This is a genomic window from Pseudoduganella sp. S-14 (genome assembly GCF_049913285.1).
In the GTDB taxonomy this organism is placed as follows: domain Bacteria; phylum Pseudomonadota; class Gammaproteobacteria; order Burkholderiales; family Burkholderiaceae_D; genus Rugamonas.
The window spans coordinates 311408-334183 of record NZ_CP183991.1; the positions used below are offsets into that span (position 1 = coordinate 311408).

Below are 22776 nucleotides of genomic sequence, written 5' to 3' on the forward strand. Positions count from 1 at the left end.
GTATTCATCGGTTAACAGAATGTCTCATTTGAGACATCTTCCTTTTCATTCTCAAACAACCATTTTTCGCCCCCTTGGAGGGTACATGCATTTTTGCAACTGGTCTTATATTGGCAGCACTAATTAAAACCACTTGACTACCAATTATCCCAATCCCATCCTAGCCCGACAACCACAACCGAAGGAGGGGGAGCATGGAACAAAGGGTTTCAAGAAGTTTTCTGGTCGCCGGTTTGACGAGCAGCCTGCTGGCTGCTTGCGGTGGCGGTAGCGACACCGGCCAGACCCCACAACAGCCGCGCACACTCGCAACCTCCACTGTGGCGGAAACGTGTCCGGCGTGGAGCAGCAGCGCGGTCTACACCGCGGGCATGTGCGTTACCTACAACGGCACGGTGTACAAAGCCAAGTGGTGGACGCAAAACAATGTACCGGGCGCCGAACAGTACGGGCCTTGGGAAGCGCAGGCCACAACGCCGACGCCAACGCCTACTCCAACCCCGACACCAACGCCGGATTGTCCTGCGTGGAGCGCCAGCGCGGTCTATACCGGTGGCATGTGCGTCACTTATAACGGCTCGGTCTACAAGGCGAAGTGGTGGACGCAGAATAATGTGCCAGGCACCGATCCGAACGGACCTTGGGAGTTCCAGTCGACCACGCCAACGCCAACGCCAACGCCGACTCCGACCCCAACACCTACGCCGACGCCGACGCCGACACCAACACCAACACCAACTCCGACACCAACGCCTACGCCGACTCCAACCGGCCGCGAGATCGGTTCCTACTTCGCCCAGTGGGGCGTGTACGGCCGCGATTACGAAGTAGCGGACATCCACACCACGAAAACGCCCGTCAACGGCGTGCAGACCAGCGTGGCCGACCAGCTCACCTTCATCAACTACGCCTTCGGCAATGTGTACCAGAAGAACGGAGGCTACGAGTGCGATATGGTCACGAAGGCCGAAGTGGGCAACGACAACCCGACTTCGCCGGATGCCGGCACCGGCGGCGATTCCTACGCCGACTACCAGCGCCAGCCGAAACGCACCGTCAACGGCCAGTCCGTGCCGTGGGACGCACCGCTTTCCGGCAACTTCCTGCAACTGAAACTGCTCAAGCAGCAGCACCCGAACCTGAAAGTCTTCATCTCGCTGGGCGGATGGTCGTGGTCGAAGTTCTTCTCGGCCGCAGCCAAGACCGACGCACTGCGCAAGCAGCTCGCCAAGTCCTGCGTGAAGATGTTCATCGCCGGCGACCTGCCAATCCAGGATGGGCGCGGCGGACCGGGCGCGGCCAAGGGCGTGTTCGACGGCATCGACATCGACTGGGAATACCCGGGCGGCGGCGGCCAGCCGTACAACACCTACGACGCGATCAACGACAAGCACAACTTCACGTTGCTGATGGCGGAATTCCGTGCGCAGCTTGACGCGCAGGGCGCCACCGACGGCAAACGCTATGCGCTGACCGCAGCGATTGGGGCCGGCGTCGACAAGATCGCCAACACCGAACCTGGCCAATACGCGCAGTACATGGACTGGGTGAACGTGATGACCTACGACTTCCACGGCGCGTGGGAATCAAGCACCAACTTCCATTCGCCGCTGTACCACGACCCGGCCGATCCGGCGACCGGCAACCTGGCCAAGTACAACGCCAACGATGCCATCTCCACGCTGACCGCAGCCGGTATGCCGAAGAACAAGATCCTGCTCGGGATTCCGTTCTACGGGCGCGGCTGGAAAGGCGTCACGGCAGGGCCGAATGCCAATGGCCTGTACCAGGCTGCCAGCGGCGGTGCTGCCGGCACCTACGAGGGCGGCATCGATGACTACAAGGTCTTGCGCAACAAGACCGGCCAGCGCTGGTACCACCCGGTGACCAAGCAGTTATACCTGTACACCAGCACCGGCGAATGGTGGAGCTATGACGACCCAACCGTGATCGGCACCAAGATGCAATACGTCCGCGACCAAGGCCTGCGCGGGGCCTTCTCGTGGGAACTGGACGGCGATGCGAGCGGTGCGCTGACCGGCGAAGTCTGGAAGGGACGTTAATCGTCCATCCCTTGCCGGCGGTGCGCCCAGCGCCGCCGGCTTTTCCCTTTTTGGAGACGCTTATGAAACGTCGTGCGACGGTGCATTCCCTTGGCATCAGCGACGAATGGCGGCGCTGGATTGCCGAAAACCTGATGCTGGGCCATTCTCCTGCGACGCTGGCGGGCATCCTCGGCCAGTCCGGCATTCCTCCCCAACTCGCGCAAGCCGAAATCACGGCTGCGATGAACAGTCCGTACCTGCACGGTGTACAGCGCCTGCATAACCGGCTGGCGAAGCGCGACTGGCTGCTCGGCATCCAGGCACGCCTGAACCGCATGGCGCCGCAGGAAGTGCCACGCCGCGAACACCTGTCGACCGAGGCTTTCCTGCACGAGCACTACCTGTGCAACCGGCCTGTGATCATCACCGGCATGCTGGACGACTGGCCAGCGCGTGGCAAGTGGACGCTGGACTGGCTGGCCGCGCAGTTCGGCGAGCGCGAAGTAGAGGTGCAGTTCGGCCGCAATGCCGATGCCGATTATGAAATGAACAGCATCGCGCACAAGCGCCATATGCCGTTCGGTGAGTACGTGGAACGGGTGCGCAGCAGCGGCAGCACCAACGACTTCTACATGACTGCCAATAACGACGGCCGCAACCGGCAGGCGCTGGACGAGCTGTGGCAGGACATGCCGCTGCTGCCGGAATACCTGGATGGCGAACGCAAAGGATTCTTCTGGCTTGGACCGTCGGGCACCATCACGCCATTTCACCACGACCTCACCAACAATTTCATGATCCAGGTAATGGGTCGCAAGCGCGTGCGTCTGATCGCGCCTTGCGAAACGCCGAGGCTGCAGAATCAGCGCCATTGCTTTACTCCCGTCGATGGCCGCGACATCGACTTGCAGCGCTACCCATCGATGGCCGGCGTGCCAGTCCTTGATGTTGAACTGGCGCCTGGCGAAATCCTGTTCCTGCCGGTCGGCTGGTGGCATTTCGTCCAGGGGCTCGATATCTCACTCACGATCTCGGCGACGCACTTCCGCTGGGATAACGATTTCTACAGCAGTTATCCGCAAAACCACGATTTCTAATAACGGAGACAGCATGAATTTTCGACCGAATTACCTGATGCTGGCGCTGGTCGGCAGCGCGATTGCCGGTTGCGGCGGCGGAACCGACAGCGGCCAGGCCTCGCAGCCGGCCCGCACACTTGCGACGGCTGCGGTTTCTGAGTCCTGCCCAGCCTGGAGCGCCAGCGCGGTGTACACCGCAGGCATGTGCGTGACCTACAACGGCACCGTGTACAAGGCGAAGTGGTGGACACAGAATAATGTCCCTGGCGCCGAACAGTACGGGCCGTGGGAAGTGCAGGCGACTACGCCAACACCGACCCCGACTCCAACCCCTACGCCAACGCCGACTCCAACGCCGGATTGCCCTGCATGGAGCGCGAGCGCGGTCTATACCGCCGGCATGTGTGCGACTTATAACGGCGCCGTCTACAAGGCAAAGTGGTGGACGCAGAACAATGTACCGGGCACGGAAATGAACGGCCCGTGGGAGCTGCAGACGTCCACGCCAACGCCGACGCCTACCCCGACTCCAACCCCTACGCCAACGCCTACCCCGACTCCGACTCCGACGCCTACGCCCACTCCAACGCCAGTGGCATGCCGCCCTGACGGCTTGACCTCGCCGGTGCCGAACGTCCCATACTGCAGCGTTTACGACGCCAACGGCCGCGAAAAACTGGCAAACGGCCTGAATCGCCGCATCGTCGGCTACTTCACCAGCTGGCGCACCGGCGCCAACGGCCAGCCGTCCTACCTGGTCAACGACATCCCGTGGCAAAACATCACCCACGTGAACTACGCCTTCGCCAGCGTCGGAACGGACAACAGGGTGCAGATCGGCAGCGGTGCAAACAACCCCGAAACCGGCATCACCTGGCCGAACATCCCCGCTGCGGCGATGGACCCATCCCTCCCATACAAAGGCCACTTCAACCTGCTCGCGCAGTACAAGAAGAAATACCCCGGCGTGAAGATCATGCTGTCCGTCGGCGGCTGGGCAGGCAGCGGCGGCTTCTACACTGCCACCACCAACTCGGACGGCAGCATCAACACGGCAGGCATCAACACCCTGGCCGATTCGATGGTCGCCTTCTTGCGCCAGTACACCTTCTTCGACGGGATGGACATCGATTACGAGCACCCGACCACCAATAACGAAGCAGGCAACCCGCTCGACTTCCCAATCTCCAAGCCACGCCTGTCAGGCCTGATGAAGAGCTACAACGTGCTGCTGAAAACCGTGCGTGAGAAGCTCGATGCAGCAGCGGCGGCAGACAACAAATACTACATGCTGACGATTGCCGGTTCCGCATCCGGGTGGGTGCTGCGCGGCGAGGAAAACCTGTCCGGCCTGAAGTACCTGGATTACGCCAGCCTGATGAGCTACGACCTGCACGGCGGATGGAACCAGTATGTCGGTCCCAACGCTCCGCTGTTCGATGACGGCAACGACGGCGAACTGAGGGCCGGCAACGCTTACCAGTATGGCGGCATCGGCTACCTGAACGTCGACTGGGCGTACCGCTACTACCGCGGCGCATTGCAGGCGGGGCGCATCAACATCGGCGTGCCGTACTACACGCGCGGCTGGAAGGAAGTCAGCGGCGGCAACAACGGCCTGTGGGGTACCAGCCCGGTGGTCACCGACACCGTCGCCTGCGCCGGCGTGAAAACCTGCGGCAAAGGCGCAACCGGCATCGACAACGTCTGGTACGACCTGGACACCAACGGCAAGCCGGTTCCGGGCGGCGGCAACCCGCTATGGCATGCGCTCAATCTGCAAAACGCCATCGTGCCGTCCTACCTGGATGCCTACGGCGTAACCGAAAAGACGATCACCGGCACCTACAGCCAGCAATACAGCGCGACATTGGCTGCACCATGGCTGTGGAACGCAACACGCCAGGTCTTCATTTCCACCGAAACGGCGCAATCCATCGCTGCCAAGACCAGCTACGTGGTGAACAACGGCATTGGCGGCATCATGATCTGGGAGCTGGCCGGCGACTACGCATGGAACGCAGCGCGCAACGGGGGTGCAGGCGAATACTTCATGGGTTACACGCTCACGAACAACATCGCTGCGGCCTTCCGAACCGCCGCTCCATATGGCGCAACGCGCGCCGAAACGGCCATGCCGACCAGCAGCGCGAAGGTCAGCATCTCCCTTGGCGGCTGGAAGCTGGGCGACAGCAACTACCCGATCAATCCTGTGATGACGGTGACGAACAACACCGCCACCACGATTCCGGGCGGTTCGGTAGTGGAGTTCGATTATCCGGTATCGGCGCCGGCCAATATGAGCGACCAGTCAGGTTACGGACTGACCGTCATCAAGGCTGGCTACACCGGGCCGAATAATATCGGCGGCTTCAAGGCCAACTTCAACCGCGCCAAGTTCACGATACCTGCCTGGCAGTCGCTGGCGCCGGGCGCATCGGTCTCGCTGACGCTGAACTACACCTTGCCGATCAGCGGACCTTCCGCCTACACGATCACGGTGAACGGCGTGCGCTATGCGCTGAGCGAAGAGTATCCGGACCTGCCGGTGGCACTCCAATGAGCGAGGGAACCTGACATGAGAACTCTCACTTACGCGGCACTTGCCGTGGCGCTGTCGCTCTCAGCCTGCGGCGGGGGCGGCAGCGCCGACACTCCGGCCGCTGCGCGTACGCTGGCGCAGGGCGCAGTGGCCAGCGCCACCGCTTCCTGCCCGGCGTGGAGCGTCAGCCAGGTGTACACGGCGGGCATGTGCGCCATTTACCAAAGCAAGCAGTTCGAAGCGAAGTGGTGGACACAGGGGAATACGCCAAGCCAGGCCGACACCTGGGGTCCATGGAAATACATCGGGGAGGCGACCGATCCGCCCACCGACCCTGGCGACCCGCCGACGCAACCAGGCGGCGTACCGACCAAGGCGCAGGCCGAAGCGCGCGAGCAGGCGCTGACTGACAATGACTTCTTCCGCAGCGTCAAGGCGTCGATCCAGACACTCGACAACGTGGCGGTGGAAGCGGTGGCGCCTGGAGCGGCCAGCAACCCGGCCAATGTGAAGCGCGTTGAGCGTTTGCTGTCGTCGGCGAAGTGGGACTACTATTTCTCCTTGCGTGAGGCGAGCTATGAGTACCGGCGCTTCCTGCAGGCGGTGGCAAAGTTCCCGGCGGTGTGCGGCGACTATACCGACGGCCGCAATGCCGACAACATCTGCCGCCATTCGCTGGCGACCATGTTCGCCCACTTTGCGCAGGAGACCGGCGAACACAATGCCAGCCTGCCCCTGCCGCAGTGGCGGCAGGGCCTGAAATACTTGCGCGAGCTGGGCTGCACTGAGGATGGTCCAGGCTGTGGCTACAACACTGAATGTGCGGATCCGGTCTTCAACACGGTCTGGACTTGCGGGAAGAACGCCGATGGCAGCTACAAGAAGTACTTCGGACGCGGCGCCAAGCAGCTCTCGTACAACTACAACTACGGGCCGTTCTCGCAGGTGATGTTCAACGGCGACCAGTCGGTGCTGCTGAAGAATCCGGACCAGGTAGCGTCGACCTGGCTGAACCTGGCCTCTGCCACGTTCTTCTTCGTCTACCCGCAACCGCCCAAGCCGTCGATGCTGCATGTGATCGACGGAAGCTGGGTTCCCAACGCCAGCGACATTGCCGCCGGCGCGGGGAACAACTTCGCCACCACGATCATGATCATCAATGCGGAGTGCGGTACCGGCAGCGAAAAGCCAGCGGCGCAGAACCGCATCGATTATTACCGGCAGTTCGCGGCCGATCTTGGCTGGAATGTGGCGGGCGAGCAGTTATCGTGCGCGACGATGCAGCGCTTTGGCCCTTCCAGTTCCGCCGCCTACAACATCTACTGGGAGAAGAACTGGAACAGCGGCGGCGATTACCAGTGCCAGTTGGTGAACTACCAGACGCCTTACAACGCCCTTATCGCCGGCAATTACGTGAAGTGCGTTGAGCGCAACTGGAACGTCACGCTCAACTAAGGCGCATCAGCGTTGCGCAGCAGGGCCGACCGTGCCGAGGGCTTCCGCCATTCGTACCATTTTCACGAATTCGGCGCGATAGCCTTCACGGTCGGCGCCGCGTGCGCCTTCCGCCAGCCTGGCGATATCGCCGTAGCTGAAGTCGGCCACTTGCTGCTCCCCACGCAGGCGCTGGGCGAAAGCTGCAACGGCGACGGCAAAGCGCTGGTCGTCCGATGCTGCGTCGAGAGAATCGCGTGCGCTGCCGGCACGCACCGCATGCTCGACCTGCTTGCTGGCGGACTGGCCTGGCAGCTTGTAGCGCACCTTCACAAAGCACAGCTCATCGGATTTGCCCGATTCGGTGGCTTTCTTTTTGCCCGGCTGCTCGTAACGCAGCGGATCAACCAGCTTGCCTGCGTTGGCGGCTGGCGTGATTTCGTAGATGGCGGTGACGGTGTGGCCGGCGCCCATGTCGCCGGCGTCGACCTTGTCATCCTTGAAGTCCTGCCGGTTCAGCATGCGGGTTTCGTAGCCGACCAGGCGGTATGCCGCGACTTGCGACGGGTTGAATTCGACTTGCACCTTCACGTCGTTCGCGATCGGGAACATGGTCGAACCCAGCTCCTGTGCCAGCGCCTTGCGCGCTTCCAGCAGGGTGTCGATGTAGGCGGCATTGCCGTTGCCGGACTGTGTCAGGCGCTGGATCAGGGCGTCGTTCAGGTTACCCAGGCCAACACCGAATACCGACAGGTAGACGCCGGACTTGCGCTTGTCGACGATGAATTTCTCAAGCTGTTTGGGATCGGTGATGCCGATATTGAAGTCGCCATCAGTGGCCAGGATCACGCGGTTCACCGCCTTCGGATCAAAGTTGCGCTCGGCCTGGGCGTAGGCGCGCTGCAGGCCATCGCCACCGGCGGTGCCGCCCGATGCGTGCAGGTTGTTGATCACGTCGATGATCTTCTGCTTGTCCTTGCCGCTGGTTGGCTCAAGAGCGACAGCGGTGCCGTTGGCATAGGTGACGATGGAGACCATATCGTCATCGCGCAACTGCTCTGCGAACAGGCGGAAGCCTTGCTGCAACAGCGGCAGGCGGTCACGCGGCCCCATCGAGCCGGAAATGTCCACCAGCAGCACAACGTTGGCGCGCGGGCGGGCGGCGGCCTTGATGTCGTAACCTTTTAGCGCGATGTGGACAAGCTGGTTCCCCTGCTGCCATGGGCTCGGCATGACCTCCGTCGTTACGGCGAACGGTTGGCTCGCACTGACGGGAGTAGCGTAGTTGTACGGGAAGTAGTTGACCATTTCTTCCACGCGCACGGCTTGCTGTGGCGGCATGCGGCCATCGGACAGCATGCGGCGGACGAGGGCGTAAGAGGCAGTGTCGACGTCCACGCTGAAGGTGGAGACAGGCTGTTCGCTCACCAGCACGGACTTGTTGCCGTCCTTGTCGGGGAATTTGTCTGCCGATTGCGGCATGGGCGCGATGTGCGGCATCGGCGCTGGCAAGCCCGGCGAATAGCCCAGCACCGGGGCGGGCTTCACAGAGCCTCGCAGTTCGGCCCTTGCCGCCGGCGCAACGGGTGCCGGTGGCACGGCAGGCGGCGCAGGCATCGCCATTTCGGCGGCCTTTTGCGGGGCCTGGTCAGGCTGCGGGGTGCTGCAGGCTGCAAGCGTAATCATGCCAACTGCCACGACCGGGGCAAGTAGCTTGGTCTTTTTCATGGTGGACATCCTTTTGGAATTGTTGTCCTGCTAACATCCCAAAAAGGAGCGTCTTGCGCAACCAAGGTTACATTTTGTAGCCAACGCGGGCGTCACGCCAAGCCCAGCGATTTGCGCAGGCTGGCATCAACCGGGCCCGCCGGCATGAAGCGGCGCAATTTGCTCAACAGCGAGGCTTGTCCTGCTGGCGTGCGGCGCATACGCCACGTCCCGAGCGCCGCCTCGACTATCGTGTTTGCCACGCCGTCGGGCCCGGGAGCGCTGTTGATGCTGTTCGCCACCGAGCGGGCCGCGGTATTGCGGTCGTGGTCATAGTCGCCGATCCGCAGTGCGGCCTGCGGCGAGTTGGCGTCCAGGTTGGTCTTGGTGTACGACGGCTGGACCAGGGTGACGCGGATGCCGAACTGGCGCACTTCATGGTCAAGTGTTTCGGACAGGCCCTCGACCGCGTGCTTCGAGGCCGAGTACAGGCCCATGTACGGCGCCGGGAGGAAGCCAAGCACGGAGCTGACATTCACGATCCGCCCTCGGCGCTGCTTGCGCATATACGGAAGCACTGCACGTACCATGCGCAGCACGCCGAACACATTGGTGTCGAACAGGGCGGCGGCCTCGGTGACCGATGTTTCTTCCACCGCGCCGACCATATTCATGCCTGCGTTGTTGACCAGGATATCAATGCGGCCCGCGCGCTCGATTACCGCCTGGACGCCAAGTTCCACGGACGCGTCATCGCGGATATCGATTTCAAGCAATTCAACGCCCGACAGGGGCGACGTTTTGGCGATGCTGCGCACGGTGCCAAAGACGCGGCATCCCTGCGCGGCAAACTTCTCCGCTGCGGCGCGACCGATGCCGGACGAGACACCGGTAATCAATACAATCGGCGAATCCTTCATGTTTTTTTCTCCAGGGGGTCAGAAGCGATAAGCCAGCGAGACAGCGAAGATATCGCTCGCCAGCTTGTAGTTGCCATGCAAGGTGCTGCCGGTCGGCGAACGCATGGCGACAGCTGCATCGTCGAGGAACAGGTGGCTGTAGCCGGCGCTCCATTCGACGCTCTGGCTGGGACGCCAGGTGGCGCCGAGGGATAGCCACTTGCGATCGACGTCCGGCACGCGAACGTCGCGGGATGCGGCGCGGACCGGCGTCTGGTCGTAAGCCACGCCTGCGCGCAAGGTCAGGTCCGGATTGAGCGTGTATTCCGCGCCCAGCGCACCGAACAGGGTGTTGCGATAGTCGAAGGGAATCGCCTGCGTTGCCTGCGGCGAGTCGAAGTCCAGCACGACGTCCTTGAACCTGCTCCATTTGGTACGATGCACGTCGGCCATGACGGCCCAGCGTTCGTTGAGCTGGTGCGTCACGCTGATCGTCCACGAGGAAGGCATGCGCAGTTCTGTCGCGGCATTGGTGTCGGTGAACCAGCCGGGGCGCGTCGCCGCGAGAATTGCCTTCGGCCCTTGCGGCACGTCGAACGTGATCGATGCATCGTTCAGCTTGTGGTTGACGCCGGAGCGGTAGGCCGCGCCGATGTGGGTTTGCCTGGTCGGGCTATACAGCACGCCTAACGTGAAGCCGATGGCATTGTCGCTTCCGTCGAGTGCTATGCGCCCGTCGGCGCTAGTGGGCGCGTAGCCCGGCACGCGTGCGGCAGCCATGATCGCGCCGAAGTCGAGCGCGGACGTCAGCGTCGCTTGCGCGCGCTCGAAGAAGAGCGAACCGCCAAGCGACAACTGCTCATTCAGGTCATAAGACAGGGCGAGGCCGAGGTTGACCGCTTTCAGGTCGGTCTTCTGGCCCTGGTAGCGGCCCTTCCATTGCGCGTCATAGTCGGTGGTGAAACCGAACGGCGCGGTCAGCGACAGGCCGAGGTGGGCGCGCTCGCCCAATGGCGTGTGGAAGTACATGGCTGGAATCGGCTTGGTCGCGCCCGCGTCGCCGCCATTACCGCCCGATAAAGGCCGGCCGAGCGCGTCCTCGCCGTCGCCGTTGAACTTGACCGAGTAGTCGACCGTGGTCAGGTCGGCCTGGAAAACCCTGCCATCCAGGCCGCGCATCGTGGCGGGATTCTCTGCGATAGCCGATGCGTCCCCCGGGGCACTGATCGAACCTGCGGTTGCCCGGCCCTGTGCCTTGGCGCTTTTCTCCTTGAGTTCAAATGCGGCGCCGTGACTCTGGCCCGCCAGCAGCATGCCTGCTGCCGCAGCCAGCAGGGACTTCGAATACTTATGCCTCGACATCAACTTCTCCTCTTTTATGAACTCAACTACCGGTCATCAGTTGTGGTCCCGCCGCTTCGCCCGCGTGCACCGCTGGCTGTGTGTCGCCGGGCCGGATCTTGAACCAGATCGAGTACATCGCAGGCAAGAACACCAGGGTCAGGACAGTGCCGGCAAGGGTGCCGCCGATCAGCGTGTAAGCCAGCGTGCCCCAGAACACCGAATGGGTCAGCGGCATGAAGGCGAAGATCGCTGCCAGCGCTGTCAGGATGACCGGGCGCGCGCGTTGCACGGTCGCTTCGACCACCGCTTTGAACGGTTCCATGCCAGCTTCCTTGTTATGGTGGATCTGGCCGATCAGGATCAGGGTGTTGCGCATCAGGATGCCGGAAAGGGCGATCAGGCCGACCAGGGCATTGATGCCGAAGGGCTGCCGGAACAGGATCAGGGTCGGCACCACGCCGATCAGGCCCAGGGGACTGGTCAGGAACACCATCACCATTGCCGAAATCGAACGCACCTGGAAGATGATGATCAGCAGGGTGATCGCCAGCATGATCGGGAACAGCGGCAGCATGGCCTTGGTCGCCTTGCCCGATTCCTCGATGGAGCCTGCTTCCTCGATGGCATAACCAGTCGGCAGCTTGGCGATCATTGGCTGCAGTTGCTTGGTGATGGCTGCCGAAACGTCCGGCGGCTGCAGGTTATCGGCGATGTCGCCGCGCACGGTGATGGTCGGCATGCGGTCGCGGCGACGCTCGATGGGTTCTTCCATCCGCACTTCGAACTTGCCCACTTGCGACAGAGGGATGCGCTGCCCGTTGGCGCCGGCCAGCGTAAAGTCGCCGATCCGGGCTGGATCGAAGCGAATGTCGCCAGCAGCACGCGCCACCACTTGCACGGTGCGGATGTCTTCACGCACTGCCGTCACCGGTACGCCATTCAGCAGGAACTGCAGTTGCTGCGCCACCGCGTTGGAGGACAGGCCTACTGCCTGCAGCCGGTCTTGCTGCAAGGTGAAATGCATCGTAGGTGCACGGGTGCCCCAGTCGGCATTCACGGTCCGCATCATCGGGCTGTTCTCCATGAGCTGGCGTACGTCCGCCGCAATGCTGCGCAGCTTTTCCGGATCGGGACCGCTGACGCGGTAGGCCACCGGGAATGGCGAATACGGGCCGAATACCAGCTGGGTGACGCGTACGCGTGCTTCCGATGCCAGGCCGCCGCCGACTGCTTCGCGCAAGCGCTGTTTCAACGCATCCCGCTCTTCCTGGCTGTCGGTGCGGACCACGATCTTGGCAAACGACGGATCGGGCAATTCCGGTCCCATGGCCAGGTAGAAGCGCGGCGCGCCCTGGCCGATGTAGGCGGTGACGATCTTTGCCTCCTTTTGCCCGGCCAGCCAGGCTTCGACCTTCGCGGTGGCGGCGCTGGTCTGGTTGATCGACGTACCATAAGGCATTTGCACCTCGACCAGTACTTCCGGGCGGTCCGAGATCGGGAAGAACTGCTTCTTGACTACCGCCATGCCCAGTACTGACAGCACGAACAGGCCCACGACCGAGCCGGCCACCAGCCACTTGCGGGCGATGACGCGTCCCAGCAGGTCGCGGAAGCGGTTATAGCGCGGGGTGTCGTAGATGGCTTCGTGGCCACCATCGACCTTTTTGAAATCGGGCAGCAGCTTGACGCCCATATACGGGGTGAACACCACCGCCACCACCCAGGATGCGATCAGGGCAATGCCGACAATCCAGAACATATTGCTGGTGTATTCGCCGGCGCTCGATCGGGCAAAACCGTTTGGCATGAAGCCGACGGCCGTCACCAGGGTGCCGGACAGCATCGGCGCAGCCGTATGGCTCCACGCGTAGGCCGACGCGGCGATGCGGTCGTAGCCTTCTTCCATCTTCACCACCATCATTTCGATGGCGATAATGGCGTCGTCCACCAGCAGGCCCAATGCCAGGATCAGCGAGCCCAGGGTAATGCGGTCGAAGTTCTTGCCGGTTGCCGCCATCACGATAAAGACGATGGCCAGCGTCAGCGGAACGGCAGCGGCAACCACCACGCCGACGCGCCAGCCCATGCTGATAAAGCTCACCAGCATCACCACCACCAGGGCGGCGAAGAACTTGAGCATGAATTCGTCGACCGAGGAGCTGATGTTGACTGCCTGGTCGGTCACCTTTGCCAGGCTCATGCCCAGCGGCAGGCTGGCGTTGATGGCGCCCACTTCGCTGTCCAGCGACTTGCCCAGGTCCAGGCCGTTCCAGCCATCGCGCATAACAATGCCCAGCAGGAGCGCAGGCTCGCCGCCATTGCGGATCATGAAGGTGGATGGGTCTTCATAGCCGCGTTCAACCTTGGCGATGTCGGACAGCTTCAGCGCGCGGCCCTGGGCCACCACCGGTGTCTCGCGGATTTTCTGCAGCGTGTCGAAAGCGCCGTCCAGGCGGATGAACACTTGCGGGCCCTTGGTCTCCACGGAGCCAGCAGCGGCCAATGCGTTCTGGCTGTTCAGCGCGGCGAATACTTCCTGCGGGCCGATGCCGAGCGTCGCCAGGCGTTCATGGGAGAATTCGATAAAGATGCGTTCCTGCTGCTCGCCGACGATGTTGACCTTCTTCACGCCAGGCACGTGCAACAGGCGCTGGCGCAGAGATTCGGCGTCGCGCACCAGCAAGCGCTGTTGCTCGCCCTTGGCCTTCAGCGCATACAGGGCAAAGGTGACGTCGGCGTATTCGTCATTGACCATGGGTCCGATCACGCCAGGCGGCAGGTTGCCGACCTCGTCGCCGACCTTCTTGCGCGCCTGGTAAAACTCCTCTTTCACTTCCGACGGCGGAGTGCTGTCGAGCAGGGTCAGGGTGGTGAAGGCCAGGCCGGGCCGGGTATAAGTTTCGCTGCGGTCGTACCAGCGCAGTTCCTGCAAGCGCTTTTCAATCTTTTCCGCCACCTGGTCCTGCATTTCCTGCGCGGTGGCGCCGGGCCAGGCGGTGACGATGGTCATCACCTTGACCGTGAACGCCGGGTCTTCGGCGCGGCCCAGTTTGAAGAAGGAGATCACCCCTGCCAGCGAGATCAGGCAAATCAGGAACAGGGAGACGGAGCGCTCGCGTACCGCGAGGGCCGACAGGTTAAAGCGGCTCGGTTTCACGGACGGGCTCCTTCAGTTGCGGCGCCGGCACCCTGGGCATCCACCCGCACGTTGGCGCCTTCGCGCAGCAGGTGCGCGCCGAGCGCGACGATCCGGTCGCCCTGCTTGACCTGGCCGTCGATGCTAGCGCGGTCGTCTTCGAGTCGCTGCACCGAGACGGGGCGCCAGGAGACCTTGGCCGGATTGCCGTCGATGATCCAGACCCCTGGCCCCTTGCCTGCATCGAACAGGGCGCCGATCGGCACCTGCAACCCGCCCTGGGCGGCCGGCTGGCCGTCGGCCACCTGGATAGTTACCGTGCTGCCCAAGGGAGCGTTGGCCAGTTCGCCTTCCAGCACATAGCGTGCTTCGAAGGTACGGGTAAGCCGGTCCGCTGCATCCGACAACTGCCGCAGCTTGGCGGGAACGCGCACGCCATCCTTGCCAAACAGGGTTGCCTGGGCGGTGGAACCAACGGCAGGGCGCACCGTCTCCGGCAGCTGGATCACCGCTTCGCGGCGGCCGGCATGGGCCAGGCGGACTACGACCTGGCCGGCATTGACTACCTGGCCGGGTTCGGCCAGCGTTTCCATGACGACGCCGTCGCCATCCGCCACCAGCTCGGTATAGCGGCTGGCGTTCAGGGCGACGTCGGCCTGGGCTTCAGCTGCGCTGAGCTGGGCGCGGGCAGCATCGGCGGCGGCCTTGGCCTGGTCGTAGGCGGAAGCGGAGACAGCGCCGCTTGGGCGCAGGTCGCGGTAGCGGGCTTCGTCGTCGGACGCCTGTTTTGCCCTGGCGCGGGCGGCGGCGACGGCTTCCTGTTGCGCATGGGCTGCGAGTTTCAGGTCGACCGGATCAATGCGCATCAACGGCTGGCCACGCTTGACGCTTTGCCCGACGTCGACCAGGCGCTCCAGCACCTTGCCGGGAACGCGGAAGCCGAGGTCGCTCTGCACCCGTGCGGCGACAACGCCGGTGTAGGAGCGGGAAAGGGGGGCTACCCCCTGTACGACCGCGGCGCGCACCAGCGGCGCCTCGGTACGGGGATCGGCCGGATGTTTTTCGCCGCAAGCCACCACCGCAAACGGCAGTACGGCAGCGAAGACTGCAGACGGAGTTGAGCGAAGCAGGCGCATGAAAGTCCCATGGATAAAGTGATCGGGACTTTCATTATGGTTCTTGTGACTAATTTAGTCAATGGTCACAACAACTTTATGGCGACAGGCTCCGAAGCACCAGGCTGGACAGAAGCGCCGGGGCATCTTCCGTGTAATCAAAGCTATGTTGCAGCAGCAGTGGGTTGAGGTAAGGGCGCATCACCAGGTAGATCGCCATCACAGTCTCGTCCAGGGGTGTCTTGCGCTCGAAGTCGCCCGACTGGCGGCCCTCCTGCAGCACCTCGCGCAGCAGTTTCTGGATGCGCATCTCATAGGCGAGCACGACCTGCCAACGATCCGTTGCTGCTGTTGCTGCAATTTCGTAAAGCTTGCGCTCATTGAACAGCAGGCGAAGGCTGGCTTCAGTAAAGGCCTTGAACATGCGGCGCAGCTTTTCAGGCGAAGAACTGGCTTCGGCAATTGCCGCGCTGACATCGGTTTCGATCTGCTGCATGCAATTCGCGCAGATCACTTCACCGATGGCCTGCTTCGACTCGAAGAACTTGTAGATATACGCCTTGGAGAAACCGATGGACTTGGCGAGGTCTGACACGGTGGTCTTTTCATAGCCGTAGTGGCTGAAATGCTCAACGGCTGCGGCAACGATCTGATTGCGCACTTCATGATCGGCCGGGCCCCGGGCCGGGGCGGGAGAGGTGAGTGGATTTTTCATGCGTTCAAGTTTAAGCCAAACAGAAAGATTGGACAACTTGTGACCGTTTGGTATTATGGTCACCATGAACTCATGACGAAGGATGTCCGATGTTAAATAAACAAATCCTGGCGGCGCTGGTCGTTGCCACGCTGTCAACGGGCTGCGCCGTCGGGCCCGATTACGCCCGGCCAGAACCGGTTTTGGCGAAACAATTCCACGGCCAGGCAGCTGTCGAGCAGCGCCAGGCCGCCTCCAACCCCGACCTGACCCAGTGGTGGACCGGATTTGGCGATCCACAACTGAGCCACTTCGTAGCACTCGCGCTGGAACAGAACCTCGATCTCGCGCAGGCGGCAGCGCGCGTGGTGCAAGCGCGCGCCGGCCTGGGCGCTGCCAATGCTGCCCTGCTGCCTTCCGGGAACATCAGCGGGCAAGCCGCCCGGGCCTACCAGTCGGTAGAAACCCCGCAGGGGCAGATACTCAACTCGGCGCCCGGCTTTGACCGCCATGGCAGTTCCTATGAAGTCAATCTCGGCGCGAATTGGGAACTCGACCTGTTTGGCGGCTTGCGCCAGGGCCGCGAGGCGGCGCTGGCCGAATATCAGGCTTCGGAGGCCGGCGCGGCGGCGGCACGGCTGGCGGTGGCGGCTCAAACGGCCGACATCTACATTACCGTGCGCGGCTTGCAGGCGCGCCTTGATATCGCCCGCAAGCAAGTAAAGACGCAGCAGGATCTTGTGGCGACCATCAAGCTCTTATATGACAAGGGCCTGGCGGCGGAATTGCAAGTAAGGCAGGCCGAAGGCGCGCTGGCCCAGGTGAAGGCATCCATCCCGATGCTGGAGTCGGGCCTGGAAACTGCCCTGAATGCGCTGGACGTGATGCTTGCTACGCCACCCGGCACCCATCACGCCGAGCTGGCTGAAGCGAGCGCCATCCCGCTGGCTCCGCAGATTGCCGCCAGCGGCTCGCCGCGCGAACTGCTGCGCCGCCGTCCCGACCTGATCGTGGCAGAGCGCCGGCTAGCCGCTTCCAATGCCCGCATCGGTGTCGCCATTGCCGAGTATTACCCCAAGTTTTCCCTGAGCGGCCTGCTTGGCAGCGCCACCTCGGTTTCCGGCGGCAACCTGTTTACCAGCGGCGCCAACCAGGCCGCCGGCATCCTCGGCCTGCGCTGGCGCCTGTTCGATTTCGGCCGCGTCGATGCACAGATCGCGCAAGCCAAGGGGCAGGAGGCGGAAATGCTGGCCGCCTACCGGTTGGCGGCGCTGCATGCGAGCGAGGATGTCGAGAACGCGTTCTCGGCGCTGGTCAAACGCGAAGAGCAGGCGGCTGTGCTGGAGCAGGGCGTCAGCTCGCTCGGCCGGGCGCGCGAAGCATCGTTCGCAGCCTACCAGAAGGGTGTCGTCAGCCTGGTCGAAGTGCTGCAAGCGGACGAAAACCTGCTGCGCGCTTCCGATGCCCGGGTGCAGGCGCAAATGGAATCGGCACGCGCTGCAGTCGCTGCCTTCCGGGCACTCGGCGGCGGCTGGCAGGCTGCCGATGCCGCAGCAATGGCCATGCGCTAACCAGCGCCAGCCCCCTTGGCTGCCTTACAGGAAGCCAAGGTCGCGCGTGCTGTAGTTGGACAGGTTGGGTAGCAGGGAGAGCAGCTCGCTGTCGCTGGCGCCCAGCCATTTACCCATGGTGGCCGCATACTGGTCGACCGAGGTGCTTGGCAGCAGGCGGCCCTGGCCGACGTCGTCGGGGCCATTGTTGGCGACGACCGGCGCGGTGCCGTAGAAGCGCTTGCCCTTGACGGCGCCGCCCATCATGAAGTGCATGCTGCCCCAGCCGTGGTCGGAGCCGTCGTTGTTGGCGACCAGCGTGCGGCCGAAGTCGGAGGCGGTAAACGTCGTCACCTTGTCGGACACGCCCAGTTCAACCGTCGCCTGGTAGAAAGCAGCTATGGCATCGCCCAGCTTGGCCATCAGGCCCGGGTGGACAGTGGCCAGGTTGTCGTGGGTGTCGAAGCCGCCCATCGAGACGAAGAACACCTGGCGCTTGGCACCCAGGCTGCCGCTGGCGGAAATCATGCGCGCGACCATCTTCAACTGGTCGCCCAGGGAATTCGATGCCGGGAATACCGTCTGCAGTGCAGGCGCCGTGGCCAGGGCCGAGGTAAGCGCCGCGTTGGCATCCACCGAACGGCGAGTAACGCGGTTGTATTCGTTCTCCAGCGCGTGCGTGCGCGGCTGGGTGATCAGGGTGCGCAGGGCTTCGGTCGCGGTGGCCGAACCAAACAGCGGCGATTTCAGGCCGTTGAACTGCATCGAGCCGTTGGCCGACACCTGGTACTGCACGGCCGTCTTGCCGGCCATGTAGACTGCGTTCCCCGATACGTTGACGCAAGTGAAGGTGGCATTGCCGTTGCCCGACTCGAACAGGTCGCCCAGGCGGCCGCCCCAGCCGGTACGCGAGCCTTCGGGCGCGGACGACTGCCAGATCGATTGCTGGTCGTTATGCGAGAACAGTTTCGGCGGCAGCGGCACGGACCTGGCCTGGTATTGCAGTTTCGTGGTCGGCTGGACCAGCGGGCCGACATTCAGCATGACGCCAAGCTGGCCGTTGTTGAAAATCGGGACCAGCGGCGCGAGCGCCGGCGCCAATGCGAACTCGCGTGCTGCACCGGTCGAATCGAGCACCGGGACGGATGGCGCGAGGGCGGTCGCGGCCAGGGCGTCGCGGGCATAGGCGATGGTTGGGCGCAGTCCCTGGTACAGCGCGTAGTTGGTGCTGTCGTAGGGGATGACGGTGTTCGCATAGTCGTTGCCGCCATACAGGAAGACGCAGACCAGCGCCTTGTAGTCGCTGGCAGTGGCGGCCGCCGCCTCGGCGATCGACATCAGGTTGATGGCCCAGGGTGCCGCCACGCCTGCTACGCCGAGTGCCGATGCGCGCTTGAGGAAGGCGCGGCGCGAAGCTTGATTAGTCATGGTGGTGGCCTTTACTTCTGTACGATGAATTCAGGGGATGCCATGACCAGCGTGAGCGCCGCATAGACGCGGTTGGCGCGCGCGGCGTCGGTGCCGGTCGCCATGCTGGTGACAGCGTTGCGGATCAGGGTCGCGGTGTCTGCGCCCAGCTGGCCGGCCGCCAGTACCAGGTTGATCTCGTCGACCAGGGCCGGCACGTTGTCGGCCAGCGGCAGCAGGCTCGAATAATCAGCCTTGACGTCGCCAATGCCGCGGCTGATGGCAGTCTGCATGAAGTTGGCATAGCCGACCACGCTGGTTTCGTTCACGATCTGGAATTCAGGTGCAACCACGCCCAATGCCGGCGGAACGTAACCGGGGCGGAAGAAATTGAAGACGCTCGGCGAACGCAGCGGGCTTTGCCCCAGGCGGGACGAGGGCTCGCTGGTATTGCCGATGGCCCAAGCTTCGCTCGGCGAGGTGGCGTTATAGGCCCGTGCCCACGCGGTAAAGCGCAGGATCGGTTCACGCACCTTGCCGAAGCCGGCGTTCGTCAGGTTGGCCGCGGAACGGGCTTCCTGGTCCAGCAGGATGGCCTTGATGACCGCTTTCAGGTCGCCCTTGACGCCGGCGCCGTTGTTGTTGAAGACAGCGGCGACACGCGCTACGTATTCTTTCGCCGGATTGCTGGTGACCAGGCGCTGGATCAGCTGCTTCGATACGAATGGCGCCACGTTCGGATGCGCGAAAATCGTGTCGAGCGCCTTGTTCAGGGCCGTTGCGGCATCGACGCCGCTGGCGATCGTGGTGCCGAGGAAGATTTTTTCGCCAGGCTCGTATTTGGTTCCAACCTGGATCATCGGGCGCTTGCGGTAATCCGGCGTGTCGCTGGTCCCGCCGGCGAGGTCGGAATCCCAGCCGGTGAATACGCGGGCCAGGCCGGAAATGTCGGCCTGCGTATAGGTTTCCTGCTCGGTCGCCGTGCCGTCCGGGTTCAGCTTCAGCAAGCCGATGGTGAAGAGCTGCAGGATCTCGCGCGCATAGTTCTCGTCCGGCATGGAGCCGGTTTTCGGATTGGCCTTGGCGTTGCCGCGATAGGTCAGGTATTCGCCCATCGAAGTCGACAGCGTGACCTGCTGCAGCAAGGTGCGGTAGTTGCCGAAGGCATTGGCCTCCAGGATGTCCATGTAAGCGGCGCCGGTGAAGGCGCGCCAGGCACCGGTGAAGCCATCCAGGGAAGCGACGACGATTTCGGACAAGGCCAGCGTCACGCGCTGGCGCAAGGTATCGGGGGAAGTGATCAGCTTGACCCACAGTGCTGCATCGATGCCGGCCTGGTTGTTCTTGTTTTCGATGGCGTTGAAACCCTTCGCCATCAGCCAGTCCCAGCGCGATGGCGAAGCAGGCATTGCCATCTGCTCGTCCAGCCATTTGCTGTAGCCGAGCGACTGGACCCTGGTCATCTGTTCATGGGTTGCGCCCATCGAAGCCTGGGCAAGGAAACGTGCGGCCTGGGCACTTGCAATCGATTCGACCTGGGGCGACACCGGCGAGGTCGTACCTCCCTCGCTGCCGTTGCTCTCGCTCCCCCCGCCGCCGCATGCTGTCAACAGGGTTGCCGCGGCCAGGGTCGCGGAGAGCTTTAGCGAGCTCTCATTATTCTCAATTGTGTCGTCCATTGTTGCCCCTCGGAAATTTCGCTAAGGAGGCAGTATAGCTAGAAATGGATGAGCAAAGCCTATCGTGCGCAGGTTTTGTGGGTTTTATTCAACCCTTTTCCGAGTGTAGTCGGGAGCGACTTTTTTAACGAAAGCTTCTGTGCCAATGCGGAAGTTTTCTGTTGCCGCGACGAGTCCGAAATAGTCGGCGCCCAAGCCTGCGGATTCTTCCAGCGTCATGTTCATGCCGCGATGCAGGGCCTCCCATGTCAGGCGCACTGCGTCCGGGGACTGGTCGAGGATCTCGACCAGGATGGCGCGCGCTGCATCCATCAACGCGTCGGGACTGGCCACCTGCTGCACAAGGCCGATTCGCAGGGCTTCTTCAGCATCGATGATGCGTCCGCGCAGCAGCATTTCCGCTGCGCGGCCTTTCCCCACCAGGCGCGCAAGGCGGGTGGTGCCGCCAAAGCCTGCAACGGCGCCGATGCGCACCTCGGGATGTCCAAGTTTTGCGTGGCTGGCTGCGATACGGATCATGCATGCCTCGGCAAGTTCCAGCCCGCCGCCCAAGGCGTGTCCGTTCAGGGCAGCCACCACGATCTTGCCAAGATTCTCGATGCGGTGCGTGATGCGGACCGCAAGCCTTGCGAACTCGCGTACTTCCAATGGTGAAGCCTGGCTCAGGTACTTGATGTCGGCGCCGGCGGAGAAGGCTTTGGAGCCGGTGCCGGTGAGTACCACGGCGTCGGCTGCGCTGCTGGCGGCCGCCATGTCCAGCATTTCCTCCAGTCGCTGCAAGGTCGGCAGGTCGAGGGCGTTCAGCGCATCGGGGCGATTCAATGCAATTACCGCGATGCCGGCGGATTCTCCATACAGGACGGTCATGGCTTGGCTCCGGGAGTTGAGATTAAGGTTAGTATAGGTTTCCAGAATTGGACGCAGTTACGTGATTTCAGAAAACAGTTTTCCGAAAATGAAAAACCTTGCCTTCGACTGGAATGAGCTGAAGTTCTTTCTTGCGGTCGCACGAAGCGGCGGCCTTAGCGGCGCTGCTGCGGTACTGGGCACCAGCGCATCCACGGTCTCGCGCCACGTTGACGCGCTGGAGCGCCGCACCGGCCGAAAGCTGTTCTTGCGTCAGCAAAGCGGCTATGCGCTGACCGATGACGGCACTGAACTGCTGGCGCACGCCGGGCGGGTGGAGCAAGCCATGACTGTCGCTGCTGCGCCGGCCGATGCGCAGCACGCAGCTTCCGGCGTGGTGCGGCTGGCGACCACTGAAATGCTGGCGCAATACCTGGTCGCGCCCAGGCTGGCGGCATTGCGAACGCTGCATCCGGCGCTAAGGGTGGAGCTCGATGTCGCCATGGCTGCGGTCAACCTGTCGCGGCGCGAAGCCGACCTGGCGCTGCGCATGGCCGCTCCGGACGGTGGCGCCGGCGACTACATCGCAAGGCGCATCGGCAAGGTCGATTTCGGCCTTTACCGCGCAGCCGATGTTCCGCATGACAGCGATGATTACATAAGCTGGGACGGCGCCTGGGATGGCCTGCCGATGGCGGCCGCCCTGCGCGCGGCATTCGACGGCAAACCGCCAGTCCTGGCGTGCAATAGCCTGCCCACGCAAGTCGCCGCCGCCCGCTCCGGCGTGGGCGCCGCCATGCTGCCATGCTTCATCGGTGATGCAGAGCCGGCGCTCCAGCGCGCGGAGCGACTGGCCACGCCGGTATCGCGCGACCTGTGGCTGGTCTGTCACCGCGACCTGAAAGCGAGCCTGCGCGTACAAGCTATGGCAGCCTTCCTGACCGAGATCACAGGCGTTTGCCACGCAAGAGTCCTTTAATGTACTATTCGGCAATTGGGTGCGCGCGTCCTGTCCTGGATGCGCGTTAAACGGGAAACCGGTGACGCTGCCATGTGCGGCCACTCCGGTGCAGCCCCCGCTGCTGTAAGCCTGACGAATCCGGAAATACGCCACTGCGCAACGCGCGGGAAGGCCCGGAGGAGGATGAAGGCGAGCCAGAATACCGGCCCGATACTGCCAGCACTGTTCTCCGGGGTGAAGGGAAGCCGCTGTCGACCGGCTTCCTGCGTCTTGCCCGCCTGCCCCTGTCGACCGTCTCCTGATTCTCCCTTGAAAGTGCTCCCATAGACCATTCGACG

At 63.0% G+C, this 22776-nt stretch carries 15 protein-coding genes and 1 riboswitch; of the genes, 6 read left to right on the forward strand and 9 right to left on the reverse strand.

Annotated elements, in window-relative coordinates:
* The first annotated feature begins 194 nt into the window (after window positions 1–194).
* The 4 genes from ACN9MZ_RS01460 (at window position 195) to ACN9MZ_RS01475 (ending at window position 7121) form a co-directional block, all read left to right on the forward strand.
* The gene (locus tag ACN9MZ_RS01460; protein ID WP_426340571.1) at window positions 195–2063 is read left to right on the forward strand and encodes a glycosyl hydrolase family 18 protein; all 1869 of its coding nucleotides are present in this window, start codon (window positions 195–197) and stop codon (window positions 2061–2063) included.
* 62 nt (window positions 2064–2125) lie between these two features.
* A complete protein-coding gene (locus ACN9MZ_RS01465; RefSeq protein ID WP_426340572.1) occupies window positions 2126–3142 on the forward strand; it encodes a cupin-like domain-containing protein in 1017 nt (338 codons plus the stop codon).
* Between the two features lie 13 nt (window positions 3143–3155).
* Window positions 3156–5687 (forward strand): chitinase C-terminal domain-containing protein, encoded by a 2532-nt coding sequence (locus tag ACN9MZ_RS01470; protein ID WP_426340573.1) that lies wholly within the window; start codon window positions 3156–3158, stop codon window positions 5685–5687.
* Between the two features lie 15 nt (window positions 5688–5702).
* On the forward strand, window positions 5703–7121 hold the full coding sequence (locus tag ACN9MZ_RS01475) for a glycoside hydrolase family 19 protein (RefSeq protein WP_426340574.1): 1419 nt from the start codon (window positions 5703–5705) through the stop codon (window positions 7119–7121).
* Between the two features lie 6 nt (window positions 7122–7127).
* Here ACN9MZ_RS01475 and ACN9MZ_RS01480 read toward each other — a convergent pair whose 3' ends face one another.
* The 6 genes from ACN9MZ_RS01480 to ACN9MZ_RS01505 all read right to left on the reverse strand — a co-directional run bounded on the left by ACN9MZ_RS01480 (window position 7128) and on the right by ACN9MZ_RS01505 (window position 16016).
* Window positions 7128–8828, reverse strand: a complete 1701-nt coding sequence (locus tag ACN9MZ_RS01480) for a vWA domain-containing protein (protein ID WP_426340575.1) — start codon at window positions 8826–8828, stop codon at window positions 7128–7130.
* 92 nt (window positions 8829–8920) lie between these two features.
* Window positions 8921–9727 carry an oxidoreductase gene (locus tag ACN9MZ_RS01485; RefSeq protein WP_426340576.1) on the reverse strand — a complete coding sequence of 269 codons (807 nt, stop codon included), beginning with the start codon at window positions 9725–9727 and terminating at the stop codon, window positions 8921–8923.
* Between the two features lie 18 nt (window positions 9728–9745).
* A complete protein-coding gene (locus ACN9MZ_RS01490) occupies window positions 9746–11068 on the reverse strand; it encodes an outer membrane protein transport protein (RefSeq protein ID WP_426340577.1) in 1323 nt (440 codons plus the stop codon).
* Window positions 11069–11090: 22 nt separating this feature from the next.
* A complete protein-coding gene (locus tag ACN9MZ_RS01495) occupies window positions 11091–14207 on the reverse strand; it encodes an efflux RND transporter permease subunit (RefSeq protein ID WP_426340578.1) in 3117 nt (1038 codons plus the stop codon).
* Window positions 14204–15322 carry an efflux RND transporter periplasmic adaptor subunit gene (locus tag ACN9MZ_RS01500; RefSeq protein WP_426340579.1) on the reverse strand — a complete coding sequence of 373 codons (1119 nt, stop codon included), beginning with the start codon at window positions 15320–15322 and terminating at the stop codon, window positions 14204–14206. The genes ACN9MZ_RS01495 and ACN9MZ_RS01500 overlap by 4 nt, the downstream gene beginning before the upstream one ends.
* A gap of 76 nt (window positions 15323–15398) precedes the next feature.
* Window positions 15399–16016 carry a TetR/AcrR family transcriptional regulator gene (locus tag ACN9MZ_RS01505; RefSeq protein ID WP_426342984.1) on the reverse strand — a complete coding sequence of 206 codons (618 nt, stop codon included), beginning with the start codon at window positions 16014–16016 and terminating at the stop codon, window positions 15399–15401.
* Window positions 16017–16105: 89 nt separating this feature from the next.
* Between ACN9MZ_RS01505 and ACN9MZ_RS01510 the strand changes: the two genes are divergently transcribed.
* On the forward strand, window positions 16106–17566 hold the full coding sequence (locus tag ACN9MZ_RS01510) for an efflux transporter outer membrane subunit (RefSeq protein WP_426340580.1): 1461 nt from the start codon (window positions 16106–16108) through the stop codon (window positions 17564–17566).
* A gap of 24 nt (window positions 17567–17590) precedes the next feature.
* On the opposite strand, the gene ACN9MZ_RS01515 is transcribed toward ACN9MZ_RS01510, so the two are convergent.
* From ACN9MZ_RS01515 to ACN9MZ_RS01525, 3 genes are all read right to left on the reverse strand, one after another.
* On the reverse strand, window positions 17591–18973 hold the full coding sequence (locus tag ACN9MZ_RS01515) for a DUF1501 domain-containing protein (RefSeq protein ID WP_426340581.1): 1383 nt from the start codon (window positions 18971–18973) through the stop codon (window positions 17591–17593).
* Between the two features lie 11 nt (window positions 18974–18984).
* Entirely contained in the window at window positions 18985–20631 is a 1647-nt protein-coding gene (locus ACN9MZ_RS01520; protein WP_426340582.1) for a DUF1800 domain-containing protein, read from the reverse strand.
* 84 nt (window positions 20632–20715) lie between these two features.
* Window positions 20716–21498 carry an enoyl-CoA hydratase-related protein gene (locus ACN9MZ_RS01525; protein WP_426340583.1) on the reverse strand — a complete coding sequence of 261 codons (783 nt, stop codon included), beginning with the start codon at window positions 21496–21498 and terminating at the stop codon, window positions 20716–20718.
* Between the two features lie 88 nt (window positions 21499–21586).
* Here ACN9MZ_RS01525 and ACN9MZ_RS01530 point away from each other — a divergent pair, with 88 nt between their 5' ends.
* Entirely contained in the window at window positions 21587–22456 is an 870-nt protein-coding gene (locus ACN9MZ_RS01530; RefSeq protein ID WP_426340584.1) for a LysR family transcriptional regulator, read from the forward strand.
* A 2-nt stretch (window positions 22457–22458) separates the two neighbouring features.
* Window positions 22459–22663, forward strand: a riboswitch (cobalamin riboswitch).
* Window positions 22664–22776 lie beyond the last annotated feature (113 nt).

What these genes read in the sequence shown, in the direction of transcription:
- ACN9MZ_RS01505 (WP_426342984.1), bottom strand. Translation starts at nt 16,016, where the DNA reads ATGAAAAATCCACTCACCTCTCCCGCCCCGGCCCGGGGCCCGGCCGAT.
- ACN9MZ_RS01510 (WP_426340580.1), top strand. Translation starts at nt 16,106, where the DNA reads ATGTTAAATAAACAAATCCTGGCGGCGCTGGTCGTTGCCACGCTGTCA.
- ACN9MZ_RS01460 (WP_426340571.1), top strand. Translation starts at nt 195, where the DNA reads ATGGAACAAAGGGTTTCAAGAAGTTTTCTGGTCGCCGGTTTGACGAGC.
- ACN9MZ_RS01485 (WP_426340576.1), bottom strand. Translation starts at nt 9,727, where the DNA reads ATGAAGGATTCGCCGATTGTATTGATTACCGGTGTCTCGTCCGGCATC.
- ACN9MZ_RS01515 (WP_426340581.1), bottom strand. Translation starts at nt 18,973, where the DNA reads ATGACTAATCAAGCTTCGCGCCGCGCCTTCCTCAAGCGCGCATCGGCA.
- ACN9MZ_RS01470 (WP_426340573.1), top strand. Translation starts at nt 3,156, where the DNA reads ATGAATTTTCGACCGAATTACCTGATGCTGGCGCTGGTCGGCAGCGCG.
- ACN9MZ_RS01500 (WP_426340579.1), bottom strand. Translation starts at nt 15,322, where the DNA reads ATGCGCCTGCTTCGCTCAACTCCGTCTGCAGTCTTCGCTGCCGTACTG.
- ACN9MZ_RS01520 (WP_426340582.1), bottom strand. Translation starts at nt 20,631, where the DNA reads ATGGACGACACAATTGAGAATAATGAGAGCTCGCTAAAGCTCTCCGCG.
- ACN9MZ_RS01465 (WP_426340572.1), top strand. Translation starts at nt 2,126, where the DNA reads ATGAAACGTCGTGCGACGGTGCATTCCCTTGGCATCAGCGACGAATGG.
- ACN9MZ_RS01530 (WP_426340584.1), top strand. Translation starts at nt 21,587, where the DNA reads ATGAAAAACCTTGCCTTCGACTGGAATGAGCTGAAGTTCTTTCTTGCG.
- ACN9MZ_RS01525 (WP_426340583.1), bottom strand. Translation starts at nt 21,498, where the DNA reads ATGACCGTCCTGTATGGAGAATCCGCCGGCATCGCGGTAATTGCATTG.
- ACN9MZ_RS01480 (WP_426340575.1), bottom strand. Translation starts at nt 8,828, where the DNA reads ATGAAAAAGACCAAGCTACTTGCCCCGGTCGTGGCAGTTGGCATGATT.
- ACN9MZ_RS01490 (WP_426340577.1), bottom strand. Translation starts at nt 11,068, where the DNA reads ATGTCGAGGCATAAGTATTCGAAGTCCCTGCTGGCTGCGGCAGCAGGC.
- ACN9MZ_RS01475 (WP_426340574.1), top strand. Translation starts at nt 5,703, where the DNA reads ATGAGAACTCTCACTTACGCGGCACTTGCCGTGGCGCTGTCGCTCTCA.